This window comes from Streptomyces sp. NPDC006516 (assembly GCF_040611875.1).
GTDB lineage: Bacteria > Actinomycetota > Actinomycetes > Streptomycetales > Streptomycetaceae > Streptomyces.
Genome location: NZ_JBEXPD010000018.1, coordinates 33,728 through 57,837, shown reverse-complemented (window position 1 = coordinate 57,837; position 24,110 = coordinate 33,728). Strand labels below are relative to the sequence as shown.

The following is a 24,110-nucleotide window of genomic DNA, read 5'->3' as shown; positions in this document are numbered from 1 at the left end:
GCGTGCTCCTCGGTCGTGGTTCGGGGGGCGGCGCGTCCGCACCAGCCGCGGGCCCCGGGCTGCCCGGTCCCGCTCGGCGCCCGGAGCTCCTGCGGCGGCCGCCGGGGTTCCGGTGCCACGGTGTGACTCAGGCCTGATCCGTGTGCCGGACCAGCAGGGAGAGCAGCCCTCGGACCCCGGCGTCGAACGCTGCGGTCGAGCCGGATGCGCGAGCCAGGACATAGCCGCCCTGGACGGTGGCCACGACGGCCGCCGCGATCTCACCGGGAACGATGCCCGGGCTGAACTCCCCTTCGTCCAGGCCCTCCTGGACGATCTCGGCGAGTCGTCCGCGCAACCAGCCGAGCGTCTCCTCCACCGGGGCGCGCAGCGCTTCGCTCGACACCACGTCCGGATCCATCGTCAGCCGGCCCACCGGGCAGCCCTTCAGCACGTCGCGTTCGCGCAGCAGGTAGGCCGAGATCCGCTCGACCGCCGTGCCGGGGCCGTCCAGCAACCGCCCGGCGGTCTCCCGCATCTCGGCGGACGTACGCAGCACCGCGGTGAGCGCCAGATCGGGCTTCCCGGCGAAGTGGTGGTACATGCTGCCCTGACCCGCCCCAGCCCGCTGCTGGATCGCCTTGGGGCTGGTGCCGACGTAACCGCGCTCCCACAGGAGTTCCTGGGTGGCCTCGATCAACCGGTCCGGAGTGCTCATGCGCCGACTGTACATACTAGTAGGTACAGAAATCCAGAGTGGCTGCGCGTGACATGGAAGCAGTTCCTGGGCGACCTCCTGCTCCCGCGGTGTACGTGCACTGTCGCCGCCCGCACGACGCCCAGGCCGCCGTGCGGAGACAGGCTCATAGACGAAGCGATGGACTCACGAAACCAATGACAGGGGAGTGACCGAGATGGACACCTTGGCGTACACCGGAGGTCCCGGGCCCTGGATCCTCTTCTTTCCGCTCGTCTGGGCGGCCGTCGCCTTCGGCGTCGTCACGCTGCTGCGGCACACCGCCTGGAGCGGTCGCCGATCGACCTCCTGGGCCGTCGGTTCGCCGCGGGCGAGATCGACGAGGACGAGTACTGGCGCAGGCTCTCCGTCCTGGACGAGCCCTACGGCCGCTACGACAAGGACGGCCCGGCGTGACGGCGCCGACCGCGTAACGACGGGAGTACGCGGACGGCGGGAGCGCGCCGATCCACTGGCGATCGACGCGCTCCTGTGGGCGTCCGGTGCGGTGGCCCCGCCGTTCGGTCGCAGGTGGGCGGCGATTGCCGCTCCCCGACCGTCAGCCGGCCACAGCCGATCTGGTCCGGGTTCGAACCGCGACCGGTTCCATGGGAACGGCGGGACAGGAACCGAACGGCCCGTCGGTCGTGGACCCGTAGACAGGCAGAGGGGGGAGAGCGCTGGTGAGGGAAGGCGCGGGCAAGGTGAACCAGACGACCTTCCCCGTGCCGGCGCTCGGTCGTACGCCCCAGCTCTCGCTGACCGCGGCAATCATCGCCAGCCCGCGCCCCGAAGTGGCGGACGAATCGGCATCGCACACGGTCGGCAGCCGGGGGTCGTGGTCGTGGACGGAGACTGTCAGCCGGTCGAGCAGCAGCTCGAGCTCGACGGTGCACGATTTGTCCGGCTGTGCATGCCGGTGGACATTGGTCAGCAGTTCGGTGACACCCAGCGCTGCCTGGTCGATCAGAGGATCGAGATGCCAGTAGCGCAGTTGCGCCGAAATGATTCTGCGGACCTGACCGATCCGCGACGGCAGGGCCTGGAGCTCCACCGCGCAGTGCCTGCTTGGCTCGCTGATCACGGCTGCGACTCCCCGAAATAGGTCCGGAAGAAGACGAAGGAACGGATCCAGCAGATGGCTCACTGCTGTTTCTGGTCATGCGTGGTCCGCCCTGCGTGGCTCCCGGCGGAAGCGCTTTCGCTGTCACCGCCGGTACACCATCAGTGACGTGGGACCAGCCTGACTCAGGGGGTTGACGTCCGCAACTCGCGGTGTGCGCGCCGCACCGCAGCGTCAGCCGCGTCGCCCGGCCGCTCCTCGCAGTGCTGCCAGGAACCGCCGGACCGGGACGGCGCCGCCCGGCCTGCGGTTGCGCTGGCCCATGGTCAGCCGGTAGCGCACCCCGTTGATGCGCGCGATCGCAGAATCGGATGCCAGGAACCAGGGCTTCCCGGCACTCACCGCCGTCACCGGTGCGCTGGCGATCTCGCGCCCGTTGCTCGTCAGCAGCACGATCCGGCCGTCCTTGACGATCACTTGGCCGGCTCGGGTGAGCGACCGCGCCCACCGCCGGATCCTGACATCGCTCGCGCTGAACTCCGCCGTCCCGTAATCGGTCGCGCTGAATTCCGTCTCGGCCATGACGACTTCGCCCCCCTTGTACCGGCTTCTGTAAGTCTGCCCCGGACGGGGCCCGCGCACCAGGCCCCCTCCTGACCGTTTCCCTCCGGCTTCGCGTACCCGGTGTGCGGACGGGCCGGGTGGCCTGGGCCAAGGAAAGGCTATGGGCTGCCAAAGCAATCGTTTGTGCAGGTGGGGGGAATATCGTTGGTTCCCAGGAGCACCGCCGTCACCCCGAGGAGACCGCCGATGGACACCAATGAGAACAGACCTGCGGGTGGCGTCACGGAGACCCTGGACATCGACCGCAGCGACCCGGGCTACCGGGCCTGGCTCAAGGAAGCCGTACGCAAGGTCCAGGCGGACGCGAACCGTTCGGCGGACACCCACCTCCTGCGCTTCCCGTTGCCGGATCACTGGGGCATCGACCTCTACCTCAAGGACGAGTCCACACACCCCACCGGCAGCCTCAAGCACCGGCTGGCCCGTTCGCTCTTCCTGTACGGCCTCTGCAACGGCTGGATCCGTCCGGGCAAGCCGGTCATCGAGGCCTCCAGCGGTTCCACAGCGGTCTCCGAGGCGTACTTCGCGAAACTGATCGGCGTGCCGTTCATCGCGGTGATGCCCCGGAGCACCAGCCGCGAGAAGTGCCGCCTGATCGAGTTCCACGGCGGTCAGTGTCACTTCGTCGACGACGCACGCCGTCTGTACGAGGAGTCGGCGGCCCTGGCGGCCGAGACCGGCGGCCATTACATGGACCAGTTCACCTACGCCGAGCGCGCCACCGACTGGCGGGGCAACAACAACATCGCCGAGTCCATCTACCAGCAGCTTCGGCTGGAACGGTATCCCGAGCCTGCCTGGATCGTCGCGACCGCCGGTACCGGCGGCACCTCCGCGACCATCGGCCGCTACGTCCGCTACATGCAGCACGACACCCGGATCTGCGTGCCCGACCCCGAGAACTCCTGTTTCTTCGAGGGCTGGGTCCGGAACGACCCGCAGGCGACCAGCGACTGCGGCTCGCGTATCGAGGGCATCGGACGACCGCGGATGGAGCCGAGCTTCGTGCCCGGGGCCATCGACCGGATGATGAAGGTGCCCGACGCGGCCAGCGTCGCCGCCGTACGGGTGCTGGAGCGCGCCATCGGCCGCAAGGCCGGCGGCTCGACGGGCACCGGGCTGTGGAGCGCTTTCAGGCTCGTCGCCGAGATGGTGGAGAAGGGCAGCACCGGCAGTGTCGTGGCACTCTTCTGCGACCCGGGGGACCGCTATCTCGACAAGTACTACTCCGACGAGTGGCTGGAGCGGCAGGGCCTGGACATCCGGCCGTACACCGAGACGATCGACACCTTCCTGGCCACCGGCACCTGGCCCTGATCCCCGCGGCGCCGGGCTCCAGGAGCGCGCTGAGGCCGCGAGGAGGGGGCGGAGCAGCGCCGCTCCCCGGCGGCCCGACGGCCGCCGCTCCCGTCCCGGCCCTCGTGCCGTCGGTCGTGCGCGTCGTCACGCGGACCCCCGCTGGCTCGAACAGTCGAAGCCCTGTCGGGGCAGGGGAGGCCGGGCACAGCTGATCAACGCTCCTGCGTGCCCGTGCGGTCGGTCCGCGTCCACGGCCGTTGTCAGTGATGCTGCGCATGACCGGCGCGTGAGGCGCCGGCCCCCGCATGCGCCCTACTCCTCCAGCAGGATCCTCAGCACCCGGCCGAAGACCCGGCGCCCTGCGCTCGCCAGCAACGGATCGCCCCAGCCGGGCAGCAGTCTCACCCGGACTTCCTCGACCCAGATCACGTGCGATCCCGAGCCGGTCGGGCACACGTCGATCGACGCCCGGCCCCGCACCACCGAACCCCGTTTCCGCAACTGGCACAACCCTGCCCGGCCGGCGGCCGGCGGGGTCCACCGTACGACCTCCATCGGGTCGTCGAAGCCCAGCGGCCCCACGCCGGTCCGCGCCACGAACACCGTGCCGGTGCGGGTGGGCAGGCCGGTGGGGACGGTGACCGATGTGAACGGAACGGTGCTGCCGTGCCGCTCCCAGTCGGTCACCCGTCGCCATGCCTCGGCGGCGGGAAGGGACGTGAAGCGCTCGATGCGGAATACGGCCACGCATCGATCCTAGGACGTCCGGCGTCCGCAGGCCGTGAGCGGAAGGGCGGCCGGGCGCGCGGGCTGCGGAGCGTGCGCACCATCGGGGGCGGGACGCGTGCCCGCCGGCAGGCGCTGCGGGCCTCCGGTCCACCGGCGTCACCCTGGTCCGTTCGCGCCGCCCCGCCCGACGTCCGCCCTCGGAACGCGGCGCCAGTCCCATCGGGGGTAGCGGTCCAGCAGGCCGAGGAACTCATGGGCGGGCAGGATGTCGCCGTGGTTGGTGTCGACGAGGCCGTGGAAGCCGGGCAGCAGGTGCGCGAGGAGGGCACGTATCGCGTCCATGGACTGCCCCGACACATAGAAGCCCCGGGGTTCTCCGATGCGCTCCGCGATGTGCTCCAGTTCCTCCTGCTCGAAGTCCGCCAGGATTCCGCCCGAGAGATCGAGGTAGTACGAGTACTCCTGCCAGTGCAGGCGCTCGGCACCCGTCGCGGGATCCGGGAAGACCCCGAGAGCGCGTAGCGGGTCCTCGAACGAGGAACTCCGCTCCGCGGGGGCGAGAACGACGACGGACGGCCAGGACACGGTGCACCTCCGCGGCAACCGTATCCGAGCGGCCCTTTCCCGGGCCTCGGCTTTTCGCCGGTCGGATACGGTCACGTCCGGCTGGTCACCCGCGGCACGCCGGAGGGCGAACCCTGGGCCCTCTCCCTCTCGGGGGTCGAGAATGCGGCACCGGCCCCGTCCCAGGGGTACCGGTAGCCGGAATTGGACTGCGTGACGAACAAGGAGCACCCCGTGGCGATTCAGCGGATGGACAACGTAGGCATCGTCGTCGAAGACCTGGAGGCCGCCGTCGCCTTCTTCACCGAGCTCGGCATGGAGCTGGAGGGCGAAGCGCAGATCGAGGGGATCGTGGCGGACCGGATGGTCGGCCTCGACGGGGTGCGCAGCGCCATCGCGATGATGTGCACCCCGGACGGCCACGGCAAGCTGGAGCTGACGAAGTTCCACACTCCCGCGGCGGTCACTGCCGCACAGCTGGACCCGCCGGCCAACACTCTGGGCCTGCACCGTGTGATGTTCGCCGTCGACGACATCGAGGACACGATCGCCCGCCTGCGCAGCCATGGCGCCGAACTCCTCGGTGAGGTGGCGCAGTACGAGAACTCCTACCGGCTCTGCAACCTCCGCGGTCCCTCGGGAATCATCGTCGCTCTGGCCGAGCAGATCGGCTAGGTCCCTCCACCGGAGCGCCCCCATGCGTGTGCCACCGCACCGGGTGCACACCGGGTACCCCGACCGGGGAGAGAGGAGGAAGCCTCACGGGCCCCTGAGTCGAGCCCCAAGATCCACGGAACCGCCAGCCACGCGTCCGGGGTGCCCGCCAGGCGTACGGGGAGCCGCCCTCTAGGCGTCCGGGGAGCCGCCCGCCACCACCAGTCCGGGCAGGTGTTCCTCCATCTCGCTGCGGGCTCCGTCCGGCAGGCCCGCGTCCGTGACGAAGGCGTCCACCTCGTTGAGCGCCGCGAAGGAACTGAGCCCCACAGTGCCCCACTTGGTGTGGTCGGCGACCACCACGACCCGGCGGGCGGCCCGCACGAAACGGCGGTTCGTCTCGGCCTCCGCGAGGTTGGGCGTGGAGAGACCGGCCTCCACCGAGATCCCGTGCACCCCGATGAACAGGACGTCGAAGTGGAGCGAGCCGATCGCGCGGTCCGCGACCGGGCCGACGAGCGAGTCCGAGGGCGTACGGACCCCGCCGGTGAGCACCACCGTCGCCGCCCCGGCCCGTCCGCCGCCCGACGCCGTCGGACGCTGCGCGGAGTGGAACACGTCGGCGACGCGTACCGAATTCGTCACCACCGTCAGCCCCGGTACGTCGAGGAGGTGCCGGGCCAGCGCGAACGTGGTCGTCCCGCCGGACAGTGCGATGGCGCTGCCGGGTACCGCCATCGCGGCGGCAGCGCGGGCGATGTCCTCCTTGGCGCTGAGCTCCAGGGTCGACTTCGCCTCGAAACCGGGCTCGTGCGTGCTCGCCTCGACGATCGGGACGGCTCCGCCGTGCACCTTCTCGATGACCCCCTGGCGCGCCAGCGCGTCCAGGTCCCGGCGGATGGTCATGTCGGAGACGCTCAGCTTGCGCGTCAGCTCGTTGACCCTGACCCCGCCGCGCTTGCGCACATCGTCGAGAATGAGCGCGCGCCGCTGCTCGGCGAGCAGGTTCTGGTTCTCGCTCAACGCCGGCCCGGCCCTTCCCTCTGTCCGCACGGTCCAACAGCGGCCCTGCAGGACGCCCTCATCCTCCCACGCACACCCGCCTGCCATCCCACTGGGGAGATTCGGTGCAAGACCCTGCGGAGGGCGCCCTCCTTCCGGGATGGTGGTGACCAGGCATCAGGCCGGAACCAGCCGTCCCCCTCCCGCCCGGCCGCGAGCCGGAGGGACCAGAGAGCGAGTCACCGAATTGCCCCCTGCCCCCCAGCCCGCACACGACGGCGGCACCGCACTGGAACTGCTCGTCCACGGCGTCGGCGGAGCCACCCCGCAGGAGATGCTCGGCGACCCGCGGACGACCCGGATCACCGGTGACGCCACCGCCGCGATCTACCGGCGTACCGAGGACGTCGGAGCCGAACAGCACCCTGAGCGCGACCGGGAAGGCCCCGTGGCCGAGGCCTACTGCTGGTCCAACCTCACCTCCGGCAACGGCTCCCGCGCCCTGTGGCTGCTCCTGCTCCCCTTCATGGTGGTCAATCTCGCCCACTGGATGCGGCCCACCACACGGGGGCGTCCCGGCACGGTCCGGCTCTACGGGGTGGTCGTCAGACTGGTCGCGCTCAGCCTCACCGTGCTGCTGACCGCCGCGGTCTGCGAGGTCGCCCTCGACCTCGTGGCCTGGCAGTGCGCGGGCACCCCCGGCTGCGCGGACCAGCGGTCCTGGCTCGGCTTCCTGTCCACGCGGCAGGACGGGTGGTTCTCCCAGCCGGGCCGCAGGCTGTCCGTCGCCGCGCTCGTGCCCGCCGCCCTGGTGGGGCTGCTCTGGTACCTCTCCAACCGCACCTGGAGCGCCTACGAAGCTCAGCGCCCGCTGACCTGGGACGAGTCCGACGACCCGCAGACCGACGACGAGGAGGAGGGCGCGCCGGCCCGTCCCGGCGCCCCGCTGGTCCGCCCGGCCCTCGGCAGGCCCGGATTCTGGTACGGCCGCAGGCTGGTGGCCCGGCTGCGTGCCGCGCACACCGCGGCGGGATTCCTCACGGTCGCCGCCACCGTGGGCGGGGCCGCGGCGCGGCACGACAGGGCCGCCGACAGCCCCGTACCCGCGGTGATCGGCGTTTTCTTCGAGGTGGCCCTCGTCCTGTGCGGGCTCGTCGTCGTCGCGGTGGTCTGCCGACGGGGGCGCAGCGAGCGGCGCGTCGACACGCTCATCGACCGCACGGTCACCACCTTCCTGCCCGGGGCCGCGATGGCCCTGCTGGCCGGTGCCGTGGCGTACGCGGGCTGGGCCCGTCCGGGCTGGGAGTCCTCAGGCGCCCTCCCCGGGGAGACGGCCTTCCGTGTCCTCACGCTCGGCCAAGGGCTGCTCGTCGTCGTACTGGCCGGGGTGGCACTGAGCCTGTACCGGAGCACCCCCGAACTCCGCACCACCCTGCACGGGCTCGGCGGTCCCGCCGTCGCCATGCTGGCCTGTGCGCTCGGCGGCGTGATGTCCGGCGGAATCGCCCAGCGGGTCGCCGACTGGCTCGACGGGCCGGGCACACCCGGTATGGGCGCAGGGTCCGCCATACCGGGTCCGCCCGTGCTCCTCAGCTGGCAGGCCTCCGTCATCCCCGTCCTGCTGCTGCTCCTGATCGTGCCCCTCGTCTGGCTGGGGGCGCGCACCGTGCGGCGCGCACGGCGCCTCGGCCCTGTCGTCGAGGCGGAGTACGAGGTGAAGCACCCGGAGCCCGGCCGCACCGGGCAGATCGCACGCATCAGGGCCGCCGCCGCCCTCACCGACTCGGCCCCCGGGATTCTCGGGCTGCTCTCAGCCGCCACGCTGCTGCTGGGTGCCGCGGCAGTGACCGGTTCCTGGCTCACCGGCGAGGTCCCCGGGCTCGCGATGGACGACGCGGCCCCGTTCGTGGAGGCGTCCGCCGAGGCGGCCCAGGCGACCGGTTCCTGGCTGATAGGCGTCGGTGTCCTCGTGCTCGTCACCTGCGGCCGCCGGGCCTACCGCGACGCCTCCACACGGCGCACCATCGGCATCCTCTGGGACGTGGGCACGTTCTGGCCCCGTGCCGCCCATCCCTTCGCCCCGCCCTGCTACGCCGAACGTGCCGTTCCGGACCTCTCGTCGCGGATGTGCGCCTGGACGGGACGCACCCGGGGCCGGCTCGTGATCTCGGGCCACTCCCAGGGCAGTGTGCTCGCCGCCGCCGCCGTCTGGCAGCTGCCGGACGCGGCCCGTCGGCAGGTCGCGCTGCTCACCTACGGCTCTCCCATCGAGCGGCTGTACGGCCGGTGGTTCCCGGCGTACTTCGGGCCTGCGGCGCTCGACGGGCTGCACCGGTCGGTGCACTGCTGGCGCAACCTCTGGCGTGCGACCGATCCGATCGGCGGGCCGGTGCGGATCGACGAGGGCGGCCGCCCCGAGGTGGACCGTGGCCCGCTGAAGGACCCCCTGGTCTACGGCCGCACACCCGAACTCCCGCTCCCCGAGCCCGTCCTGGGGCATTCGGACTACCAGGCCGACCCGGTCTTCGCCGTGGAGCGCGCCGCGCTCCTGGAACGGCTCGGGCCCGTCCTGCCGCAGCAGGCCGGGGCCGGAGCACAGGGGGCCGGTACCGAGGCTCAGGGCAGTGCGGGGAGGTCCTCGGGGTAGAGCATGGTCAGGTCCTCCGTGCTCGGCTCGGTGAGCTGGGCGACCCGGCCCGCGTGGCGTTCGACCATCGACTCGAAGGTCTGGCGGGCCGTCCTGCCGTTACCGAAGGCGGGGCCCTTGGGAAGCGCCGTGAAGTACTTGAGCAGCGCCTCCCCGGTCCCTTCCGCCAGTCTGTACTCGTGCTCCTCGCTCTGCTGCTCGACGATCCGCAGCAGCTCCTCGGGCACGTAGTCGCTGAAGGTGATGGTCCGGGAGAAACGGGACGCCACACCGGGGTTGACGGTGAGGAAACGCTCCATCTCGTGGGTGTAGCCGGCCACGATCACCACCACCGCGTCCCGGTGGTCCTCCATCAGCTTCACCAGCGTGTCGATGGCCTCCCGGCCGAAGTCGCGGCCGGAGTCCTCGGGCGACAGCGCGTACGCCTCGTCGACGAACAGAACCCCGCCACGCGCCCGGTCGAAGGCCTCCTGCGTACGGATGGCCGTCGACCCGATGTGCTCCCCGACCAGGTCGACCCTGGAGACCTCCACGAGGTGGCCGTGCTCGAGCACCCCGAGCGAGGCCAGGATCTCGCCGTACAGCCGGGCCACCGTCGTTTTGCCCGTGCCGGGAGAGCCGGTGAAGACCAGGTGCCGGCGGACCGAAGCCGCTTTCAGGCCGGCCAGCTTGCGGCGGCGGCCGACCTCGATCATGTCGGTCAGGGCCCGCACCTCGCGCTTGACGCTGTCCAGGCCCACCAGCGCGTCGAGCTCACCGAGCACAGCTCCGGAGTCCCGCGCCGGCTCGGCGGGGACCGGCGCGACGGCGGCGGGCTCGGCCGTCCGCTGCCCGGGCATGACCCCGAGGAGACCGGGGGTGCTCTGGGTCGCCGTCAGGACCGCGGGGGGCGGGGGAGTGGCCCCGCGCAGACCGCTCTCGTCACTGGTGCAGTCCGTGGCCACCGGACCGCCCGCGTGCCCGTCACCGTGGGCGGAGCCGTCGGGGAACTCGTATCCGCCGCGCGCGCACCGTTCCGTACGGCAGCGCGTCAGGGTGGAGCGGCAGCCCTCCATCACGTGGAAGCCGTAGCCCTCGCTGCCCGTGACCCGGCAGCTGTCGAAGGTGCCCCGCCCCTCGGCCGAGACGTAGAAACCGGCCTCCGCGGGGGAGGTGACCGTGCACCGCTCGATGGTCGGGTCGGCGCCCTTGGTGACGATCACGCCGGTCTGCGCCGCGTCGATGGTGCAGTTGTTCAGCGTGCCGCCACTGCCGTGGTCACGGAACCACGCCCCGGTGGACGCCTCGCGGATCCGGCAGTCGTCGAGCTGGGCGGTGGCTCCGTCGCTCACCGAGACGGCGGTGTTGCGGATCTGGGACAGATCGCTGTCCACGACGTCGGCACGTGAGCCCCGGTCGAGGACGAAGAGCGCGTCAGGCACGTCGTGGACACGGCACGAGTCGAGTATGACGGTGGCCCCGTCACTGACCCAGACCGCCGGGTAGTCACCCGTGCTGTCGTGGATCTCGCACTGGTTGGCGTCGACCCGGGTTCCCGGGTCCCACACCGAGAGGCCGTTACGCCCGAACCTGCGCACGGTGGAGCGGGTCAGGGTCAGCACCGAACGGGACCGCAGATCGACCGCGTTCTCCGGGATGTCGTGGATGTCGCAGTCGGCGAGCGTCAGGACCGCGTCGGTGTCCAGCGTGACCCCGTCGGCGGAGGTGCGGTGCACGGTGCAGTCGGTGAGGTGCGCGGTGCCGCGCGCGGTCACCTGCACGCCGCTGCCCTTGATCTCGTACATCTCGCAGCCCACCGCCTCCAGGCTGCTGCCCTCCCCGGTCACGCTCAGACCCGCGCCGGAGGCGTGGTGCACGCGGCAGCGCTCGAGGCGCGGATGCGCGCCGTCGCGCACCGACACCCCGGACTGCCCGGCCGAGACGACCTCGCACTCCTCGAACACGCCACCGGCGCCGTCGAGTACGGCGATCCCGACGCCGGCCGGGTTGTCGACGGTGCAGCGGCGCACCGTCGGCCTGGCCGCGCCCCGTACCTCCATGCCGGCCGCCGACCGCGTCACGATGCGTACGTCCGTGAGCTCGGGTGCGCCCTCCTCGACGAGCACCGCGGGGGCGGCCGAGTCCTGGCCCTCCACGTGGAGATCCATGACGACGGCGGAGGCACGGACGGTCAGGGGCACACCGTCGGCCGGCGCGATCCGGACGGATCCGGCGGAACCCTCGGGTCCGCGCAGTGTCACCGCCCGGCTGATGACCAGGTTCTCCCGGTAGGTGCCGGGGGCGACGGTGAGGATGTCACCCTCCGCTGCGGCCTCCAGGGCGGCGGTGAGGGAAGCGTATTCGCCCGTACGGCGCCGCCATCGCGATGTGCCGGTGTGCGTCACCTGGACCGTGCCCTGTGCCATGGTGCTGCTGTGCCCCCACCTCGTGCCGTGCGCTGCCTCGTGCCTGTCCGCATGTGCCGGGACCGCCGGGTACTCCGGCAGTCCGCTGCTCCGCCTGCCGAGGAGGTCGGGCGGGCCGGTCCACCGTAGCGCGCGCGACGGGCGCGAGTTGACGGGTCGGCTCCCGAAGAGCCCTGCTGGGGCGTGCGCGACAGGCACGGGCGCCCCCTGGGTCAGCTGCCCGTACCCGTTCTGCCCCAGTCCGGGCCGACTTCCGCCCAGGCGCGGTCGAGCCTGGCGTAGCGCCGGAGCGTCATGCGCCAGACGACGAGACGGCGGACGGCTTCCGTCAGGCCGCCCGCGAGCACCGCGACGCCGACGCCGGCCAGCACGGCGTGGGTGTGAGCCGTGGGGGCGTCCATGGGGCGCATCGCCGGGCGGCCCTCGCGGTCCGTCCAGATCCTGATCCGGGTGCCCGGGGTGGTGACTTCGGACGCCGTCGACACCGTGCCCGTGCGTACCGTGCCGTCCGGGGCGCGCCAGTCGGCCACCACCGACGTCCGGGTGGTGTCCTCCGTGACGGCGGCCTCCGGGTCCTGGGCGAACAGGGACCCGCCGGGCGCCTCCCGGACCACCACGGCCGAGGTGAGACTGCGTTCGGCGTGCTGGGAGCGCACCGCCTGCTGGAGCGCCTCATCGGTGAGCGACCCGCACAGCCAGCCGACCACCGGCGCCGCCAGCACGATCACCAGCAACGCCGTCAGCGCCACCCATGCCTCGTGACGGTCGGTGGGCCGGCACAGCGGATTGTGCCGCCACCGCCGGATTCCCAGAACCGCTCGCACAGTCATGCACCCCCTTCCCTGTCCGTGATAACCCGGCAGGAGGGCGAATACGTCCACGGACGACGAAGAGAGAGCAACCTCACGCCGTCAACACTTCGTGTGCCCCCGTGAGTTCCCGGTACGCCAGGTGCCACGGCCCTCAGTCGAGGACCCGCACCGGATCCCCGACCCGGATCACCCCGGTGCTCTCCGGGATCAGGTTCTGACCGAAGAGGAGTTCCTTGCCCACCCGGCGATGGCGGCCGAGCGTACGCAACGGCTCCTTGCCCCGCTCCGACGTGCGCTGGTCGGTGGTCGTGACGACGCACCGGCCGCACGGCTTCACCACACGGAACGCGACCTCCCCGATCGCGATCCGCTCCCAGTCGTCCTCGGCCCAGGGTGCCGTGCCGTCCACGACCACGTTCGGCCGGAACCTGTTCATCGGCAGAGGACCCTCCTCCGGATGCTCGCCCTGTGCGACCAGCGCGTTGAGAGCGTCCAGCGAGGCGTGCGTGGTGAGGAGCAGCGGGAATCCGTCAGCGAGTGAGACGGTCTCGCCCGGGCGGCCGAACGCCGGATCGACGGGCCTGCGGTGCGACGGCGCGTCGAGATGGACGAGCCGGACCTCCGCACCGAGTCGCGCGCTGAACCAGGCGTGCGCGGCCTCGGCCGCCTCCACCACCTCGACCTTGCTCCGGTGGAGCTCCGCGACGAGCAGCCGCCCGGGGTCACCGGGCACCTCCACTCGCACCGGCTCACTTCCGGGCCCGGACAGAGCGACCCCACCACCGGGGAGCGGTTCCGCGGACAGGTGTGCCATGCGCGGCTGCTGACGCTGGGTGACGACTCTGCTCTCGCCGTCGATCAGCATCCACCGGCGGTCGCCGTCGAGTCCCCATGGCTCGACGGCGGCCTCGTCGACCGTGCAGGCGGCCAGCGATTTGACGGGATGGATGCGCACGGCGCTGAGTGCTGCGGAATGCATGCTTCCATCCTGCCAGCAGTCCTGCCGGAGGGTGGTCCCCCTGCTCAGTACCCCCGGCCCTGGTAGGGACGGTTGTACGGGTCCTCGTACGGCGACTGCGCGGGCGCGGGCCGAGGCGCGGCGGGGCGCATCGCCTCGTAACCGGTGCCGGGCCTCTGCGGCTGCTGTTGCGGCTGCTGCTGGTAACCGCGCGGCGCCGAGGGCTGCTGAGGGATGTACGGGGCGGGAGTGTGCTGCAGCTGTGCGGGCTGCATCATCGGCGCCGGCTGCATCCCGGAGTTCTGGTACTGCGGCTGTGCCGTCTGCTGCGGGTAGCCGTACGACCCGGTGTGCTGCGACGGGGCCGCGGGCAGGGCGGGCAGCGCCGACGGCAGGGCCGGCAAGTAGCTGTTCCCGGTGTCGTAGGCGGCGGGGACCCGGATCGGCGCGATCTGAGGGGTCCCCCGCTCGGCGACCAGGGAGTCGTAGATCGGGGTGTCGGGGAACGACGGCGTGGCGTAGTAGCCGCTGCCGTAGGTGGAGCGGGGGGAGGTCATGACACATAAGTTAAGCCCACGATGTGCTGGTTGGGGAGCCCCAATCTTGGGGTTATCCGTTTTACGCTGCTTTTGTCGGCCTCACCTGCCAAGACCGCGTCAAAGCCTCCGTTAACAGAGTGGGATTTCCGCCGACGGGATGGCTGACGAGAAGTGTCGGACACACTACAAAGGGCGACATCCGCACGCCGCTCGCCAGGACGAACGGCTTCCCGGCCCCGGGTGCCCGGAGGCGTTCCGCTATCGGGAGATCACCGGGCGGTGGCCGCGAGGGCCCGCCGCCACCGCCGTGGGCGCACCGGGCATTTTGTGATCAGGGCATCACCTTCCGGTGCGGGCCCGTCCGATCTGATCCCGAAGCCGAACTCCGCACCCGGAAAGGGGGATTGCCCTGCGTTATGGATCAGGCGCGGAATGGGAACCGGGAGTCCGAAGGCCGACCGGTTCCCCGGAAGATCAGCGGAGCAATGCTCCCCGCAGGGTGATTCCGTGCCGCGTGCGCAGCCGCCGCAGCTCCCACATCGCCACGGCGGTGACGGACAGGGGAGCCCCGAGGGTGAAGACCACCCGCACTCCGAACGGCACGCCCTCGTACGCGCCCCGGAACACGTCGAAGAGGGAGACCTCCCACACGAGCAGTGTCGCGAGCAGTGGGGGAACGGTCTCGTGGAGGTCCGCCGTCCGGAAGACATGCACGAGCGACTGGGTGATGCCGTAGAGAGCGAAGGGGGCGAGCCACAACAGGAAGGCGCCCAGCGCGAACAGCAGCGCCACCCGCCCCCCGGACGCGGTCCAGTCGGTGTCCTCGTCGACGTAGCCCAGGCCCGTGATCAGCCTCGGCACGGCGAGTGTGACGACCAGTACGAGCAGCGCCCCGGCGGGCTTGCCCGCCCGCCGCAGGAACAGGCGCCGGTGGGGCGGGCGGGCCGCCACGGCGAAGACGGTGAGGGCGACGGGGAGGGTCACCCCGAGCGCGATGAGAGTTGTCCGGATCTGGCCGAAGCGGTCGTCCACGACTGCGTCGGCGTCAGGGGCGAGCCCGTAGGAGAGCAGCATCCACGTGACGGCGACCAGTCCGACGACCGTCCGCAGGACCTGCGCCTTCTTCACCGCCGGGTCGTGGACGCGGTCGGGCCGGGACGGTGTGAAGATCGCACGCCCCACGGCGATCGGGTTGAAGAGGCGCCCGAAGGTCAGTCGGCGAATCGGTGCCGGTGCTGGTGCCGGTGGCCACAGCCCCGGCGGCACGGGGGGCCGGCCTGGCTCCGGCGGCTGTCCGCCCCCGTACGGATTCCACGGCGCCCCGCCCCCGCTTCCGCTCATTCCCGTGTCCTTCCCGTCGCCGCGCCCGCAGGCCCCACGAGGGAGAGTACGCAGATCCCGCTGCGGGGAAACGCCGCATTCCCCTGCGGGCAGAGCCTCTGCTTCACGGTTCGATCCAGCTGCCGGGGTCGGCGGCGAGCGACCCATAGCCATCGAGAATCACCACACCGACGTAGGCGATGCCCGCCATCACGACGAGGAAGCCGCACAATGCGGCGAGTATCCGCAACGTCTCGTCGAGACCCGGCATTTCGTCTCCCGTCACGACCACGGCACTCGCCGGCCGCCCCGGCAGGTAGGCGACGGTCAGTTCATCACCTTCACGCGTGGTTTCGGGGACAGATATGTCCTCGAAGCGTATGAGGTCGCCCCCGGGCCCGGTGAATCCGATGACGAAACGCCTCTTGAACCTCCGTGGGCGATCCGGGGGTTCCAGCGAAGGGTGGGACGAGCCGTAGTAGGCGTGGATGCAGCGGGCCGGAGTGCGTTCACCGATGCGCACGACACGTCGGCGTCGGGCGCTGTCCACGAGGACGTAAGCGATCAGGTAGCACCCGGTGACGACGACAAGCCCCACGAGCACCAGGAATACCACGGTGAGCACATCGAAGACGGTCACGGAGGACCGATACCCGCCACTGCCGCGCCGGAATCGCAACTGTCCATGTTCCAAAGGGTGTTGAGGGCCTGGTGAGTGGGCCGAACGGCGGCTCTCCCGAAGGCCCGAGCGCCAGGTCGTAATCCCGCCAGCTATCGGCGCCGACGACGGCAATGCTCGACGACATGAATCGACTTGAAGGAAACGTTGCCTTGATCACGGGCGGCAGCCGGGGCATCGGTGCCGCTGTGGCACGACGGCTGGCCGAAGAGGGCGCCGACGTCGTCCTGACGTATGAGAACAGCGCGGACCTCGCCGCCCAGGTGGTGGAGCAGATCAAGGAGAGAGGACGCCGGGCACTGGCCATCCGGGCCGACAGTGCCGTCCCGGAGGCACTCACCGCCGCAGTGGACGAGGCCGCCGCGACGTTCGGCAGACTCGACATCCTGGTCAACAATGCCGGCGTCTTCCTCGTCGGCCCCCTCGAAGACCTGGGGCCCGCAGAAATCGATCGCACTCTGGCGGTGAACGTCCGGGCGCCGTTCGCGGCGTCCCGGGCGGCGGTGCGTCACATGAGCCAGGGCGGCCGCATCATCAGCATCGGCAGCAACGTCGCCGAGCGTGCGGTCTTCCCCGGACTGGCGCTGTACTCGATGAGCAAGACGGCGCTGCTCGGGATGACGAAGGGCCTGGCCCGAGAACTCGGTCCCCGTGGAGTCACCGTCAATCTGGTGCATCCCGGCCCCACCGACACGGACACCAACCCCGCTGACGGGCCGAACGCCGAGGTGATCGCCGGTTTCACGGCTCTCGGCCGCTATGCGGAGGCGGCTGAGATCGCGGCCACCGTCGCGCACCTCGCGAGTGCCGATGGCTCGTACATCACCGGAGCCTCGATCCATGTCGACGGCGGCTTCACCGCCTGACGCGCGGACCGGCCGACGATCCGGACCTGCGTGCGTGCGTCACCCGGAGCGCAGGACACGAAAGCGGTCGGGGCGTGCGGGGTCCCGGTCGACCACCTGTACGGGTGCCCATGCCCATTGCCAGACGCCGACGCCCGCTGCGCGGGAGAACCGGATCTGCCCACGGGTGCCCTCGACCGCGACGCGCGGCCAGGGCGCCGCGGCGCGCATCCGGTCCGTGCCGTGCGTGCGCAGGACGTCGGCGAGCACGGTGACGGTGTCATAGCCCTCGAACGCGACGAAGGAGGGCTCCATGCTCAGCCGCTGGCGGAGTACCGTCCCGACTCGCGCGCCCAGGGGGCCGAGGCGCTCGGGCAGGTAGCGCAGGAACGGGATCGCGGCGCCGTCCTCGCCCAGCGCGTCCGCCCACCCGGGGAACTCCGGCTGCCCGGCCGGTGCGCCGATCAGGATCTCGGCGAGCCGCCGGTCGCGGCGGACGGACTTCACGACCGGCACCGCCGGCTCCGGGGCGCCGACCAGAAGGAGGAGGGCCGTGGCACCGTTGCCCGCGAGTTCGTCGCACACGGCCGCAGGGGTGAGCGTACGCATGTCGAGTTCGATGACCGTGCCGCCGCGTGGAGCGAGGTGATCCCGCAGGATACGGGTCCCGGATGCCCAGTAGACACTCGGCTGGGTGACCACGGCGATGCGGTTGTGGCCCGCGCCCAGGAGGAAGTCCGCGTAGATCCGCCAGCCGTGGGACTGCGCCGGGGCGAGTCGTGCGACCCGGTCCGTGGGCCGCTCGGTGAGCGTGTCGAGGACCGCTGAAGAGCAGAGGAAGGGCAGGCCGAGGGCGTCAGCCCTTGCGGCGGCGGCCCGGGCGACGACGCTGTGGTATTCGCCCGCCAGGGCGGCCACGCCCAGGCGGGCGAACTCGTCCACGGCCGCTGCCGCCCTCAGCGGATCGGCCGCCGTGTCCCGGATCACCAGCTCCAGTGGCCTTCCGGCGATCCCTCCGGCGTCGTTCACCTCGCGCACGGCCAGGTCGAGTCCGGCGAGCAGGTGCCTGCCCGCCTCGACCCAGCCGGGCCGGGTCAGCGGGACGAGAGCGCCGATCCGGACGGATGATCCGCCGGCCCGTCCCGCCTCCGGCGTCGATGATGGCGTGTTCATACGTCCCCCGTGTGTCGGCTCGGTCGGCGTACGCCCGGATCGCGCGGTGGCAGGGCCGGGCGGTACGGATGCATCCCACCTCATCGCGTCCTCGCGGGTGTACCCGGGTGGCCGGGCATGGTCCGGGCTCCGCGCCGCTCCGCCACCGGATTCGTCACAAGGAGTGATACGTGCTGTTGGGGGCCGTTCACCGGCGCGCCGGGCCGTGGCGTCCCAACGGTGTCAGGATGTTCCTATGGAGGGATGTTCCTATGGACGTGCGCAAAAGGAACCGGGTCTCGGTGACCGGACGCGAGAGCGGACCGGTGGTGGTCCTCGCCCACGGCTTCGGGTGCGATCAGAACCTGTGGCGTCTCGTCGCACCCGTACTGGAGGAGCGCTTCCGGGTGGTTCTCTTCGATCATGTGGGCGCGGGGCGTTCCGATGTGTCCGCGTGGAGCCCTGAGCGCTACTCCACCCTGGACGGCTACGTGCAGGACGTGATCGAGATCTGCCGGGATCTCGGCCTCGGCCCCGTGACCTTCGTCGGTCACTCGGTCAGCTCCATGATCGGTGTTCTCGCCGCAGCGCAGGAGCCCGGACTCTTCGACAAGCTGATCCTCCTCACCCCCTCACCGTCGTACATCGATGACGGTGACTACCGGGGTGGCTTCAGCGAGCAGGACATCGACGAACTGCTCGAATCGCTGGACAGCAACTATCTGGGCTGGTCCGCGACGATGGCACCGGTGATCATGGGTACCCCCGAGCGCCCCGACCTGGCCGAGGAGCTGACCAACAGCTTCTGCCGGACGGATCCGGAGATCGCCCGCGTGTTCGCGAGAGTGACCTTCCTGTCCGACAACCGCGCGGATCTCGCCAGGGTGACCGTTCCCACGCTCGTCGCCGAGAGTGCGCGCGACACGATCGCCCCGCGCGAGGTTGGCGCCTTCGTCCACGCCCAGATCGCCGGGAGCGAGCTGGTGACCCTCGACTCGACAGGCCACTGCCCCCAGCTGAGCGCCCCGGAGGAGACGGCCGCGGCGATCATCGCCTTCGCGGAGAGGTCGTGACGGTGCCCCCGGGCGGCGACGGGAGCACGGGGCCGAGGACGGCGGACGGCGAGGGGTGGGAAGTGCCGGAGTTCTCCGCTCTGCCGCAGGACAGTGCGGAGGACCTGTACGAGAACGCGCCGTGCGGCTACCTCTCCACTCTGCTGGACGGCCGCATCGTCAAGGTCAACGGAACGCTGCTGCGATGGCTCGGTCACCGTCGCGAGGAACTGGTCGGACGCAAACGGTTCTCCGACCTGCTGACCATCGGCGGCAGGCTGTACCACGAGACGCATTTCGCACCGCTGCTGCAGATGCAGGGTGAGGTCAGCGGTATCGCCCTCGAACTCAAGGCCGCGGACGGCGGCCGGCTGCCCGTGCTGGTCACCTCCACCCTCAAGCTGGGTCCTGACGGTGAGCCGTTGCTGATCCGCACCACCCTGCTGGACGCCCGGGACCGACGCACCTACGAGCGGGAACTCCTGCGAGCCCGGCAGGAGGCGGAGCGCGAACGCGCCCGCCTGCACCGCCTCGCCACCACCCTCCAGCGCACCCTGCTCCCGCCGGTTCTCGAATCGGTTCCGGGCCTGGACGTCGCCGCCCGCTACCACTTCGCGTCCTCCGACGAGCTCGGCGGGGACTTCTACGACCTGTTCCCGCTGGCCGCCGGGCGCTGGGCGTTCTTCATGGGGGACGTGCGCGGCAAGGGCGCGGGAGCGGCCGTGGTGACCTCGCTGGCGCGTTACACCCTGCGGGCCGCAGCGGTCTCCGATCCGGTACCGGCCACCGTACTGGCCAACCTCAACACCGCGCTGAACCGTGAGTTCCAGGAGGACGAACCGCGCTTCTGCACCGTCATCTTCGGTCTGCTCACACCGGCGCGGGACGCTGCGGGATTCCATGTCGTCCTGGCGGGGGGCGGCCACCCCCCTGCCGTGCTGCTGCGCGCCGACGGCAGTGCCGACCAGTTGCCCACGCCCGGGGGCCAGCTGGTCGGCGTCGTGCAGGACGCCCAGTTCACCACCGTCACGGTGGATCTGAGGCCCGGCGACACCCTGTTGCTCTACACCGACGGCCTGACCGAGGCGCGCACCCCGGGCAACGGTGAACGTTACGGCGACGAAGCGCTCCTGGACTTCGCGCGAGAGCTCGCGCCCTCGTCGGCGTCCCGTACCGTCGAGGCCCTCACCGCCCTCCTGAACTCCTTCGGCGAAGGCCTCGACGACGACACCGCACTCCTGGCCATGGGCGTGCCCCCGCAGCCCGGCCGGCGTGCCGAAAAGGACGGTGGTCCGTGACGCCGATCGCGGCACAATGACCGGATGATCGGCAATCGCATCACCCACCGAACGGTGGACGGCGTCCGCATACCTGGCACGTGGCGCCACGCCTTCATCCGTAACGGCGGCGACTTCTTCCTCACGGACCTCTTCATCTACGCGGACGGGCTCATCGACTGCTGGGGCCTGGTCACCCTCGACGAGTTCGAGGGGAAGCTCCGCTCCGGATGGGTGGCCACCGACCTCCCGGAAGGCGGCAGGGCGTCGGCCCACGACCTGGCCGCCTGGCAGTTCGGTGAGCCACACACCTGGCTCACCCCCGAGCTGCTGCTCGCCGAGGTGCGGGACACCGTCGAGCAGCTGAACGGCCGCCCCGATTCGACGGCGCGATGCCTGGCCGCCGTCGACGTGTTCCTCGCCGACCGGACCGAGGAGAACCGTGCGACGGCCCGGGACGCGTATCTCGCCATCCCCGAGACGCAGCGCCACTACGCACTCGGCGACATGGACCAGAAGGACCGGCCGCTACAGGTGCTGGTCGCCGGGCCGGGTGGCACGCCCGACAGTTGGGACGACGAGCCGGTCTCCCAGGAGGAGTACGAGAGTGCCGTCGCCTACTTCGGGGAACGTGACAGGCTCATCGCCGAACGCCGGTCGAGGGTTCCCGCGGACGGCTCGGTGACGCCGCACGCGCAGGCGATCCACGTGCCCCATTCCTACCCGCGCAGGAGAGCCGGCGACCCCGGCAAGGCCGGTCTGCGCAACGACTACCCAGCTCCCGTCGACATCGACGGCATCACCTACCCGTCGGTCGCCCACGCCTACTGGGCCCTGTCGGTCGCCGACGCGACGGCGCGCGTCGCCGTCGCGTCGGCGGAGACCGCGTACGCGGCGAGGACACTGGCCGCCGGCGCCGTTCGGCGCGAGGGCTGGGAACAGGCCCGCACCGCCGTCATGACGTCCCTCCTGCGCGCCAAGTACGCACAGCACCCGGACCTGGCGGAGATTCTCCTGGCGACCGAGGACGCCACCCTCGTCTATGACGACGCCGACTCCCGTTTCTGGGGTGACAACGGCGGCAGCGGCCGCAACTGGACGGGACGTCTCCTCGAACTCGTACGCTCCGAACTCCACGCGCAGCGGGCCGGGATCGGGTAGCGGGACGGCGCCGAGGCCACCGGCCAGCCGGTGTGGGCCTCCCGATCGTCCGGCCGCCCGAGCCGCCGCACCTGTGAGAGCGCAGACGTCCCCGGCGCGGGCCCAACAACTCCTCCATCTGGTCGCACCGACCGGCGGTGAGGTCGCGCGGCCGGCGGACCTGGGGTTGTCTGCCTCTCATGTCGCACGAACAGCACGGTGAGGACGGCTCAGCTCGCGAGGACCGGCCGGGGGCGGGCCCGGACGCGGACGTGGAGCGCAACGCGCCCGATTCGCCCACGAAGGTCGGCAAGGCGTCGTGGGGGGCCGTGCTGAGACGCACGCTGAAGGAGTTCAAGCGGGACGAGCTCGCCGACCGGGCTGCGGGCCTGACCTACTACAGCATCCTGGCCCTCTTCCCCGCTCTGCTCGTTCTCGTCTCCCTCCTCGGCATCGCGGGCAGGGAGACGACCCGGACCGTGCTGGACAACATCCAGAAACTCGCCCCTGGCGCGGCGCGTGACGTCCTCGGCAACGCGGTGACCCAGCTGCAGTCCAGCAGTGGCACCGGATGGGTGATGGCGATCGTGGGCCTGCTGGCCGCCCTGTGGTCCGCGTCCGGCTACGTGGCCGCCTTCATCCGGGCCTCCAACGCCGTGTACGACCTGCCCGAGGGCCGGCCGGTGTGGAAGGTGCTGCCGGTCCGCGTGGGGCTCACCCTGGTGCTGATGGTGCTGGCCTGCGTCAGCGCGCTGATCGTCGTACTCTCCGGCTCGCTCGCCCGCCAGCTGGGCACCACGCTCGGCATCGGCGACACCGCGATGAACGTCTGGTCGATCGTGAAGTGGCCCGTACTGGTCGTGCTCGTGTCGATGATCCTTGCGATCCTCTACTGGGCAGCTCCGAACGCCAAGGGGCGAGGCTTCAAATTCGTGTCGCTGGGCAGCCTGCTGGCGCTGCTGATCTGGATGGTGGTGTCCGCCGGCTTCGCGTTCTACGTCGCCAACTTCGGCTCCTACAACAAGACCTACGGAGCCCTGGCCGGCGTGATCATCTTCCTGGTCTGGCTGTGGATCACCAACCTGGCGGTTCTCCTTGGGCTCGAGTTCGACGCCGAGATGGACCGGGAGCGGGCCGTCATCGGGGGTCACCCGCGGCGGGAGGAGCCCTACGTCGCCCCTCGGGACACCCGCAAGTGGACCGACCAGGACCGCAGGAACATGGGCGACACAGGCCCCTCCGACCCGCGCTCCGACTGAGGGGCCGTACGGGTCGTGACCCGCGCCGGGAGGGGGTCCGGCCACCGGCCGGGGTGCGAGCGGCGCCCGCCGCTCACTCGGTGACCTGCGCGGCGTCGAGGAGGACGTCGGTGGTGTGACGGAACTCCTCCATGAGCCGTGTCGCCTCGGTGACGAGGATGCCGTAGGGGGCTGAGGGATCGGCGAGGGACAAGGACAGCCGTTCGGTCTCCTCGACCACCTCCGCGCGGCGCGTCTCCGCCTCGCCGGTGAGGCGTTCCAGACGTTTCGCCTGCTGTCGCAGGGTCGTCTCGTCCAGGGTCGTCAGCACCTCGGCGACGGCGCTGACCGACTCCAGGAAGGCCGCGTAGCGCCGCAGGAAGGGCTTGCGTGCCTCGTCCTCGTCGCGGTACCGGTCGAGGCCCCGGGTGAGGGCGGCCACCTGGTAGAGCGTACGTTCCAAAGCACTGAGCACGGCCTCGTAGTCCTGGAAGCCCGGGTGACCGCGGTAACGGCGTATCAGCCGCCGTGGGTTGAGCAGCGTGCTCTCCTTGGCCGTCTGGAAACCCGATCTGGCCTGCCCGATCATCTCCCCGGTGTGCGCCGCGCGGGCACGCCAGCGTCCGGTGGTCTCCTCGTCGGGCACTCCCTCGGCGAGCACGGGGTATATCTCGGCGAGCAGGTCGTGGAGGGTGTGGGCGAGACTGTGGATGCTGTACTCGGCGCTGCGGTAGCGCAGGGGCGGAGCCACGAGGACGTTGACAGCCGTACCGATCGCACAGCCTATGAGGACGAGCAGCACGATCTCACCCAGGCGGAAGAACCGTTCGGAGCCGCTGGACGCCGAGGTGTAGGTCGCGAACGCGAAGAACGCGGCCGTCGCGACCTGCGGCCCCTGGACGCCCAGGACGTGCCAGCGCCCGATCGTGAGGGCGACGAGGGCCACGAGGGCGAAGGTCACCAGGTCCGGGCCGGCGACGTACCCGAGGGCCGCCTGCACCAGGACACCCGCGACCACCGCGCCCACGTAACGGAGCGACTGCAGGATCGATCGGTAGACGGTCACCTGCATGATCAGCACGGCGGAGAACGGCGCGAAGGCCGGAGAGCGGGAGTCGAGCACGTCGTACGCGATCACCCAGGCGAGGGTGGCGGCGAGGGTGCTCTTCGCGATCACCAGGACGGTCGCTCGCTCGTCCCCCGCGTAGGAGAAGACGCGCCGCCACCACTGGGTCACGGCGGTGAGTCGCCCCGTCCTCTCCCGGTCGGTCGTTGTGCCACCGATCATGAACGTCGATGTCCTTCCTCCGCCGGCACCTGTTTTGTTCGGCATGATCCTGTCCCGCCCTCGCAACGTCCTTCGCTCGCGCGGTCAAAGGGTTCTGCTGCCCGCTGG

22 protein-coding genes and 1 pseudogene are annotated in these 24,110 nt (G+C 71.0%); 9 read left to right on the top strand and 14 right to left on the bottom strand.

Translation table 11 applies throughout. The features are described from left to right. Nucleotides 1-127: 127 nt before the first annotated feature. A complete protein-coding gene (locus ABZY45_RS32115) occupies nucleotides 128-712 on the bottom strand; it encodes a TetR/AcrR family transcriptional regulator (protein ID WP_356745758.1) in 585 nt (194 codons plus the stop codon). A gap of 181 nt (nucleotides 713-893) precedes the next feature. Here ABZY45_RS32115 and ABZY45_RS32110 point away from each other — a divergent pair. Then, a pseudogene (locus ABZY45_RS32110) lies at nucleotides 894-1,132 on the top strand (SHOCT domain-containing protein). A gap of 142 nt (nucleotides 1,133-1,274) precedes the next feature. Here the strand turns inward: ABZY45_RS32110 and ABZY45_RS32105 are convergent. Then, on the bottom strand, nucleotides 1,275-1,799 hold the full coding sequence (locus tag ABZY45_RS32105; protein ID WP_356745833.1) for an ATP-binding protein: 525 nt from the start codon (nucleotides 1,797-1,799) through the stop codon (nucleotides 1,275-1,277). Nucleotides 1,800-2,012: 213 nt separating this feature from the next. After that, a complete protein-coding gene (locus tag ABZY45_RS32100) occupies nucleotides 2,013-2,360 on the bottom strand; it encodes a hypothetical protein (protein WP_356745756.1) in 348 nt (115 codons plus the stop codon). A gap of 228 nt (nucleotides 2,361-2,588) precedes the next feature. Here ABZY45_RS32100 and ABZY45_RS32095 point away from each other — a divergent pair, with 228 nt between their 5' ends. Further along, the gene (locus ABZY45_RS32095) at nucleotides 2,589-3,719 is read left to right on the top strand and encodes a PLP-dependent cysteine synthase family protein (RefSeq protein WP_356745754.1); all 1,131 of its coding nucleotides are present in this window, start codon (nucleotides 2,589-2,591) and stop codon (nucleotides 3,717-3,719) included. Between the two features lie 294 nt (nucleotides 3,720-4,013). Here ABZY45_RS32095 and ABZY45_RS32090 read toward each other — a convergent pair whose 3' ends face one another. Together ABZY45_RS32090 and ABZY45_RS32085 are read right to left on the bottom strand one after the other, a co-directional pair. Next, nucleotides 4,014-4,448: an SRPBCC family protein gene (locus ABZY45_RS32090; protein WP_356745752.1), complete on the bottom strand. Its 435-nt coding sequence runs from the start codon at nucleotides 4,446-4,448 to the stop codon at nucleotides 4,014-4,016. Nucleotides 4,449-4,586: 138 nt separating this feature from the next. Then, nucleotides 4,587-5,015, bottom strand: a complete 429-nt coding sequence (locus tag ABZY45_RS32085) for a hypothetical protein (protein WP_356745750.1) — start codon at nucleotides 5,013-5,015, stop codon at nucleotides 4,587-4,589. 213 nt (nucleotides 5,016-5,228) lie between these two features. Here ABZY45_RS32085 and ABZY45_RS32080 point away from each other — a divergent pair, with 213 nt between their 5' ends. Continuing rightward, complete coding sequence (locus ABZY45_RS32080) at nucleotides 5,229-5,669, top strand: VOC family protein (protein ID WP_356745748.1); 441 nt, start codon at nucleotides 5,229-5,231, stop codon at nucleotides 5,667-5,669. A gap of 171 nt (nucleotides 5,670-5,840) precedes the next feature. Here the strand turns inward: ABZY45_RS32080 and ABZY45_RS32075 are convergent, their stop codons facing one another. After that, nucleotides 5,841-6,671: a DeoR/GlpR family DNA-binding transcription regulator gene (locus ABZY45_RS32075; protein WP_356745746.1), complete on the bottom strand. Its 831-nt coding sequence runs from the start codon at nucleotides 6,669-6,671 to the stop codon at nucleotides 5,841-5,843. A 313-nt stretch (nucleotides 6,672-6,984) separates the two neighbouring features. On the opposite strand from ABZY45_RS32075, the gene ABZY45_RS32070 reads away from it, so the two are divergent. After that, a complete protein-coding gene (locus ABZY45_RS32070; protein WP_356745832.1) occupies nucleotides 6,985-9,297 on the top strand; it encodes a hypothetical protein in 2,313 nt (770 codons plus the stop codon). Here ABZY45_RS32070 and ABZY45_RS32065 read toward each other — a convergent pair. The 6 genes from ABZY45_RS32065 to ABZY45_RS32040 form a co-directional block, all read right to left on the bottom strand. Then, on the bottom strand, nucleotides 9,267-11,702 hold the full coding sequence (locus ABZY45_RS32065; RefSeq protein ID WP_356745744.1) for a right-handed parallel beta-helix repeat-containing protein: 2,436 nt from the start codon (nucleotides 11,700-11,702) through the stop codon (nucleotides 9,267-9,269). The two genes, ABZY45_RS32070 and ABZY45_RS32065, sit on opposite strands and share 31 nt — an antisense overlap. Before the next feature lie 212 nt (nucleotides 11,703-11,914). Further along, on the bottom strand, nucleotides 11,915-12,532 hold the full coding sequence (locus tag ABZY45_RS32060; RefSeq protein ID WP_356745742.1) for a hypothetical protein: 618 nt from the start codon (nucleotides 12,530-12,532) through the stop codon (nucleotides 11,915-11,917). A 133-nt stretch (nucleotides 12,533-12,665) separates the two neighbouring features. Further along, nucleotides 12,666-13,493 (bottom strand): MOSC N-terminal beta barrel domain-containing protein, encoded by an 828-nt coding sequence (locus ABZY45_RS32055; RefSeq protein ID WP_356745740.1) that lies wholly within the window; start codon nucleotides 13,491-13,493, stop codon nucleotides 12,666-12,668. 44 nt (nucleotides 13,494-13,537) lie between these two features. Continuing rightward, entirely contained in the window at nucleotides 13,538-14,029 is a 492-nt protein-coding gene (locus tag ABZY45_RS32050) for a DUF6643 family protein (protein ID WP_356745738.1), read from the bottom strand. Nucleotides 14,030-14,485: 456 nt separating this feature from the next. Continuing rightward, the gene (locus ABZY45_RS32045) at nucleotides 14,486-15,352 is read right to left on the bottom strand and encodes a hypothetical protein (RefSeq protein WP_356745736.1); all 867 of its coding nucleotides are present in this window, start codon (nucleotides 15,350-15,352) and stop codon (nucleotides 14,486-14,488) included. Between the two features lie 103 nt (nucleotides 15,353-15,455). After that, on the bottom strand, nucleotides 15,456-15,971 hold the full coding sequence (locus tag ABZY45_RS32040) for a DUF3592 domain-containing protein (protein WP_356745734.1): 516 nt from the start codon (nucleotides 15,969-15,971) through the stop codon (nucleotides 15,456-15,458). 164 nt (nucleotides 15,972-16,135) lie between these two features. On the opposite strand from ABZY45_RS32040, the gene ABZY45_RS32035 reads away from it, so the two are divergent. Next, a complete protein-coding gene (locus ABZY45_RS32035; protein ID WP_356745732.1) occupies nucleotides 16,136-16,876 on the top strand; it encodes a 3-oxoacyl-ACP reductase family protein in 741 nt (246 codons plus the stop codon). Nucleotides 16,877-16,915: 39 nt separating this feature from the next. Here ABZY45_RS32035 and ABZY45_RS32030 read toward each other — a convergent pair whose 3' ends face one another. Next, complete coding sequence (locus tag ABZY45_RS32030) at nucleotides 16,916-18,028, bottom strand: ABC transporter substrate-binding protein (RefSeq protein ID WP_356745730.1); 1,113 nt, start codon at nucleotides 18,026-18,028, stop codon at nucleotides 16,916-16,918. Between the two features lie 251 nt (nucleotides 18,029-18,279). Between ABZY45_RS32030 and ABZY45_RS32025 the strand changes: the two genes are divergently transcribed. From ABZY45_RS32025 to ABZY45_RS32010, 4 genes are all read left to right on the top strand, one after another. Then, nucleotides 18,280-19,080 carry an alpha/beta hydrolase gene (locus ABZY45_RS32025; protein WP_356745728.1) on the top strand — a complete coding sequence of 267 codons (801 nt, stop codon included), beginning with the start codon at nucleotides 18,280-18,282 and terminating at the stop codon, nucleotides 19,078-19,080. A 62-nt stretch (nucleotides 19,081-19,142) separates the two neighbouring features. Then, nucleotides 19,143-20,357: a SpoIIE family protein phosphatase gene (locus ABZY45_RS32020; protein ID WP_356745831.1), complete on the top strand. Its 1,215-nt coding sequence runs from the start codon at nucleotides 19,143-19,145 to the stop codon at nucleotides 20,355-20,357. Between the two features lie 24 nt (nucleotides 20,358-20,381). Then, on the top strand, nucleotides 20,382-21,497 hold the full coding sequence (locus tag ABZY45_RS32015; protein ID WP_356745726.1) for an NADAR family protein: 1,116 nt from the start codon (nucleotides 20,382-20,384) through the stop codon (nucleotides 21,495-21,497). A gap of 179 nt (nucleotides 21,498-21,676) precedes the next feature. Further along, nucleotides 21,677-22,735 (top strand): YihY/virulence factor BrkB family protein, encoded by a 1,059-nt coding sequence (locus tag ABZY45_RS32010; protein WP_356745724.1) that lies wholly within the window; start codon nucleotides 21,677-21,679, stop codon nucleotides 22,733-22,735. 73 nt (nucleotides 22,736-22,808) lie between these two features. On the opposite strand, the gene ABZY45_RS32005 is transcribed toward ABZY45_RS32010, so the two are convergent. After that, complete coding sequence (locus ABZY45_RS32005; RefSeq protein WP_356745722.1) at nucleotides 22,809-24,002, bottom strand: aromatic acid exporter family protein; 1,194 nt, start codon at nucleotides 24,000-24,002, stop codon at nucleotides 22,809-22,811. Nucleotides 24,003-24,110: the final 108 nt, after the last annotated feature.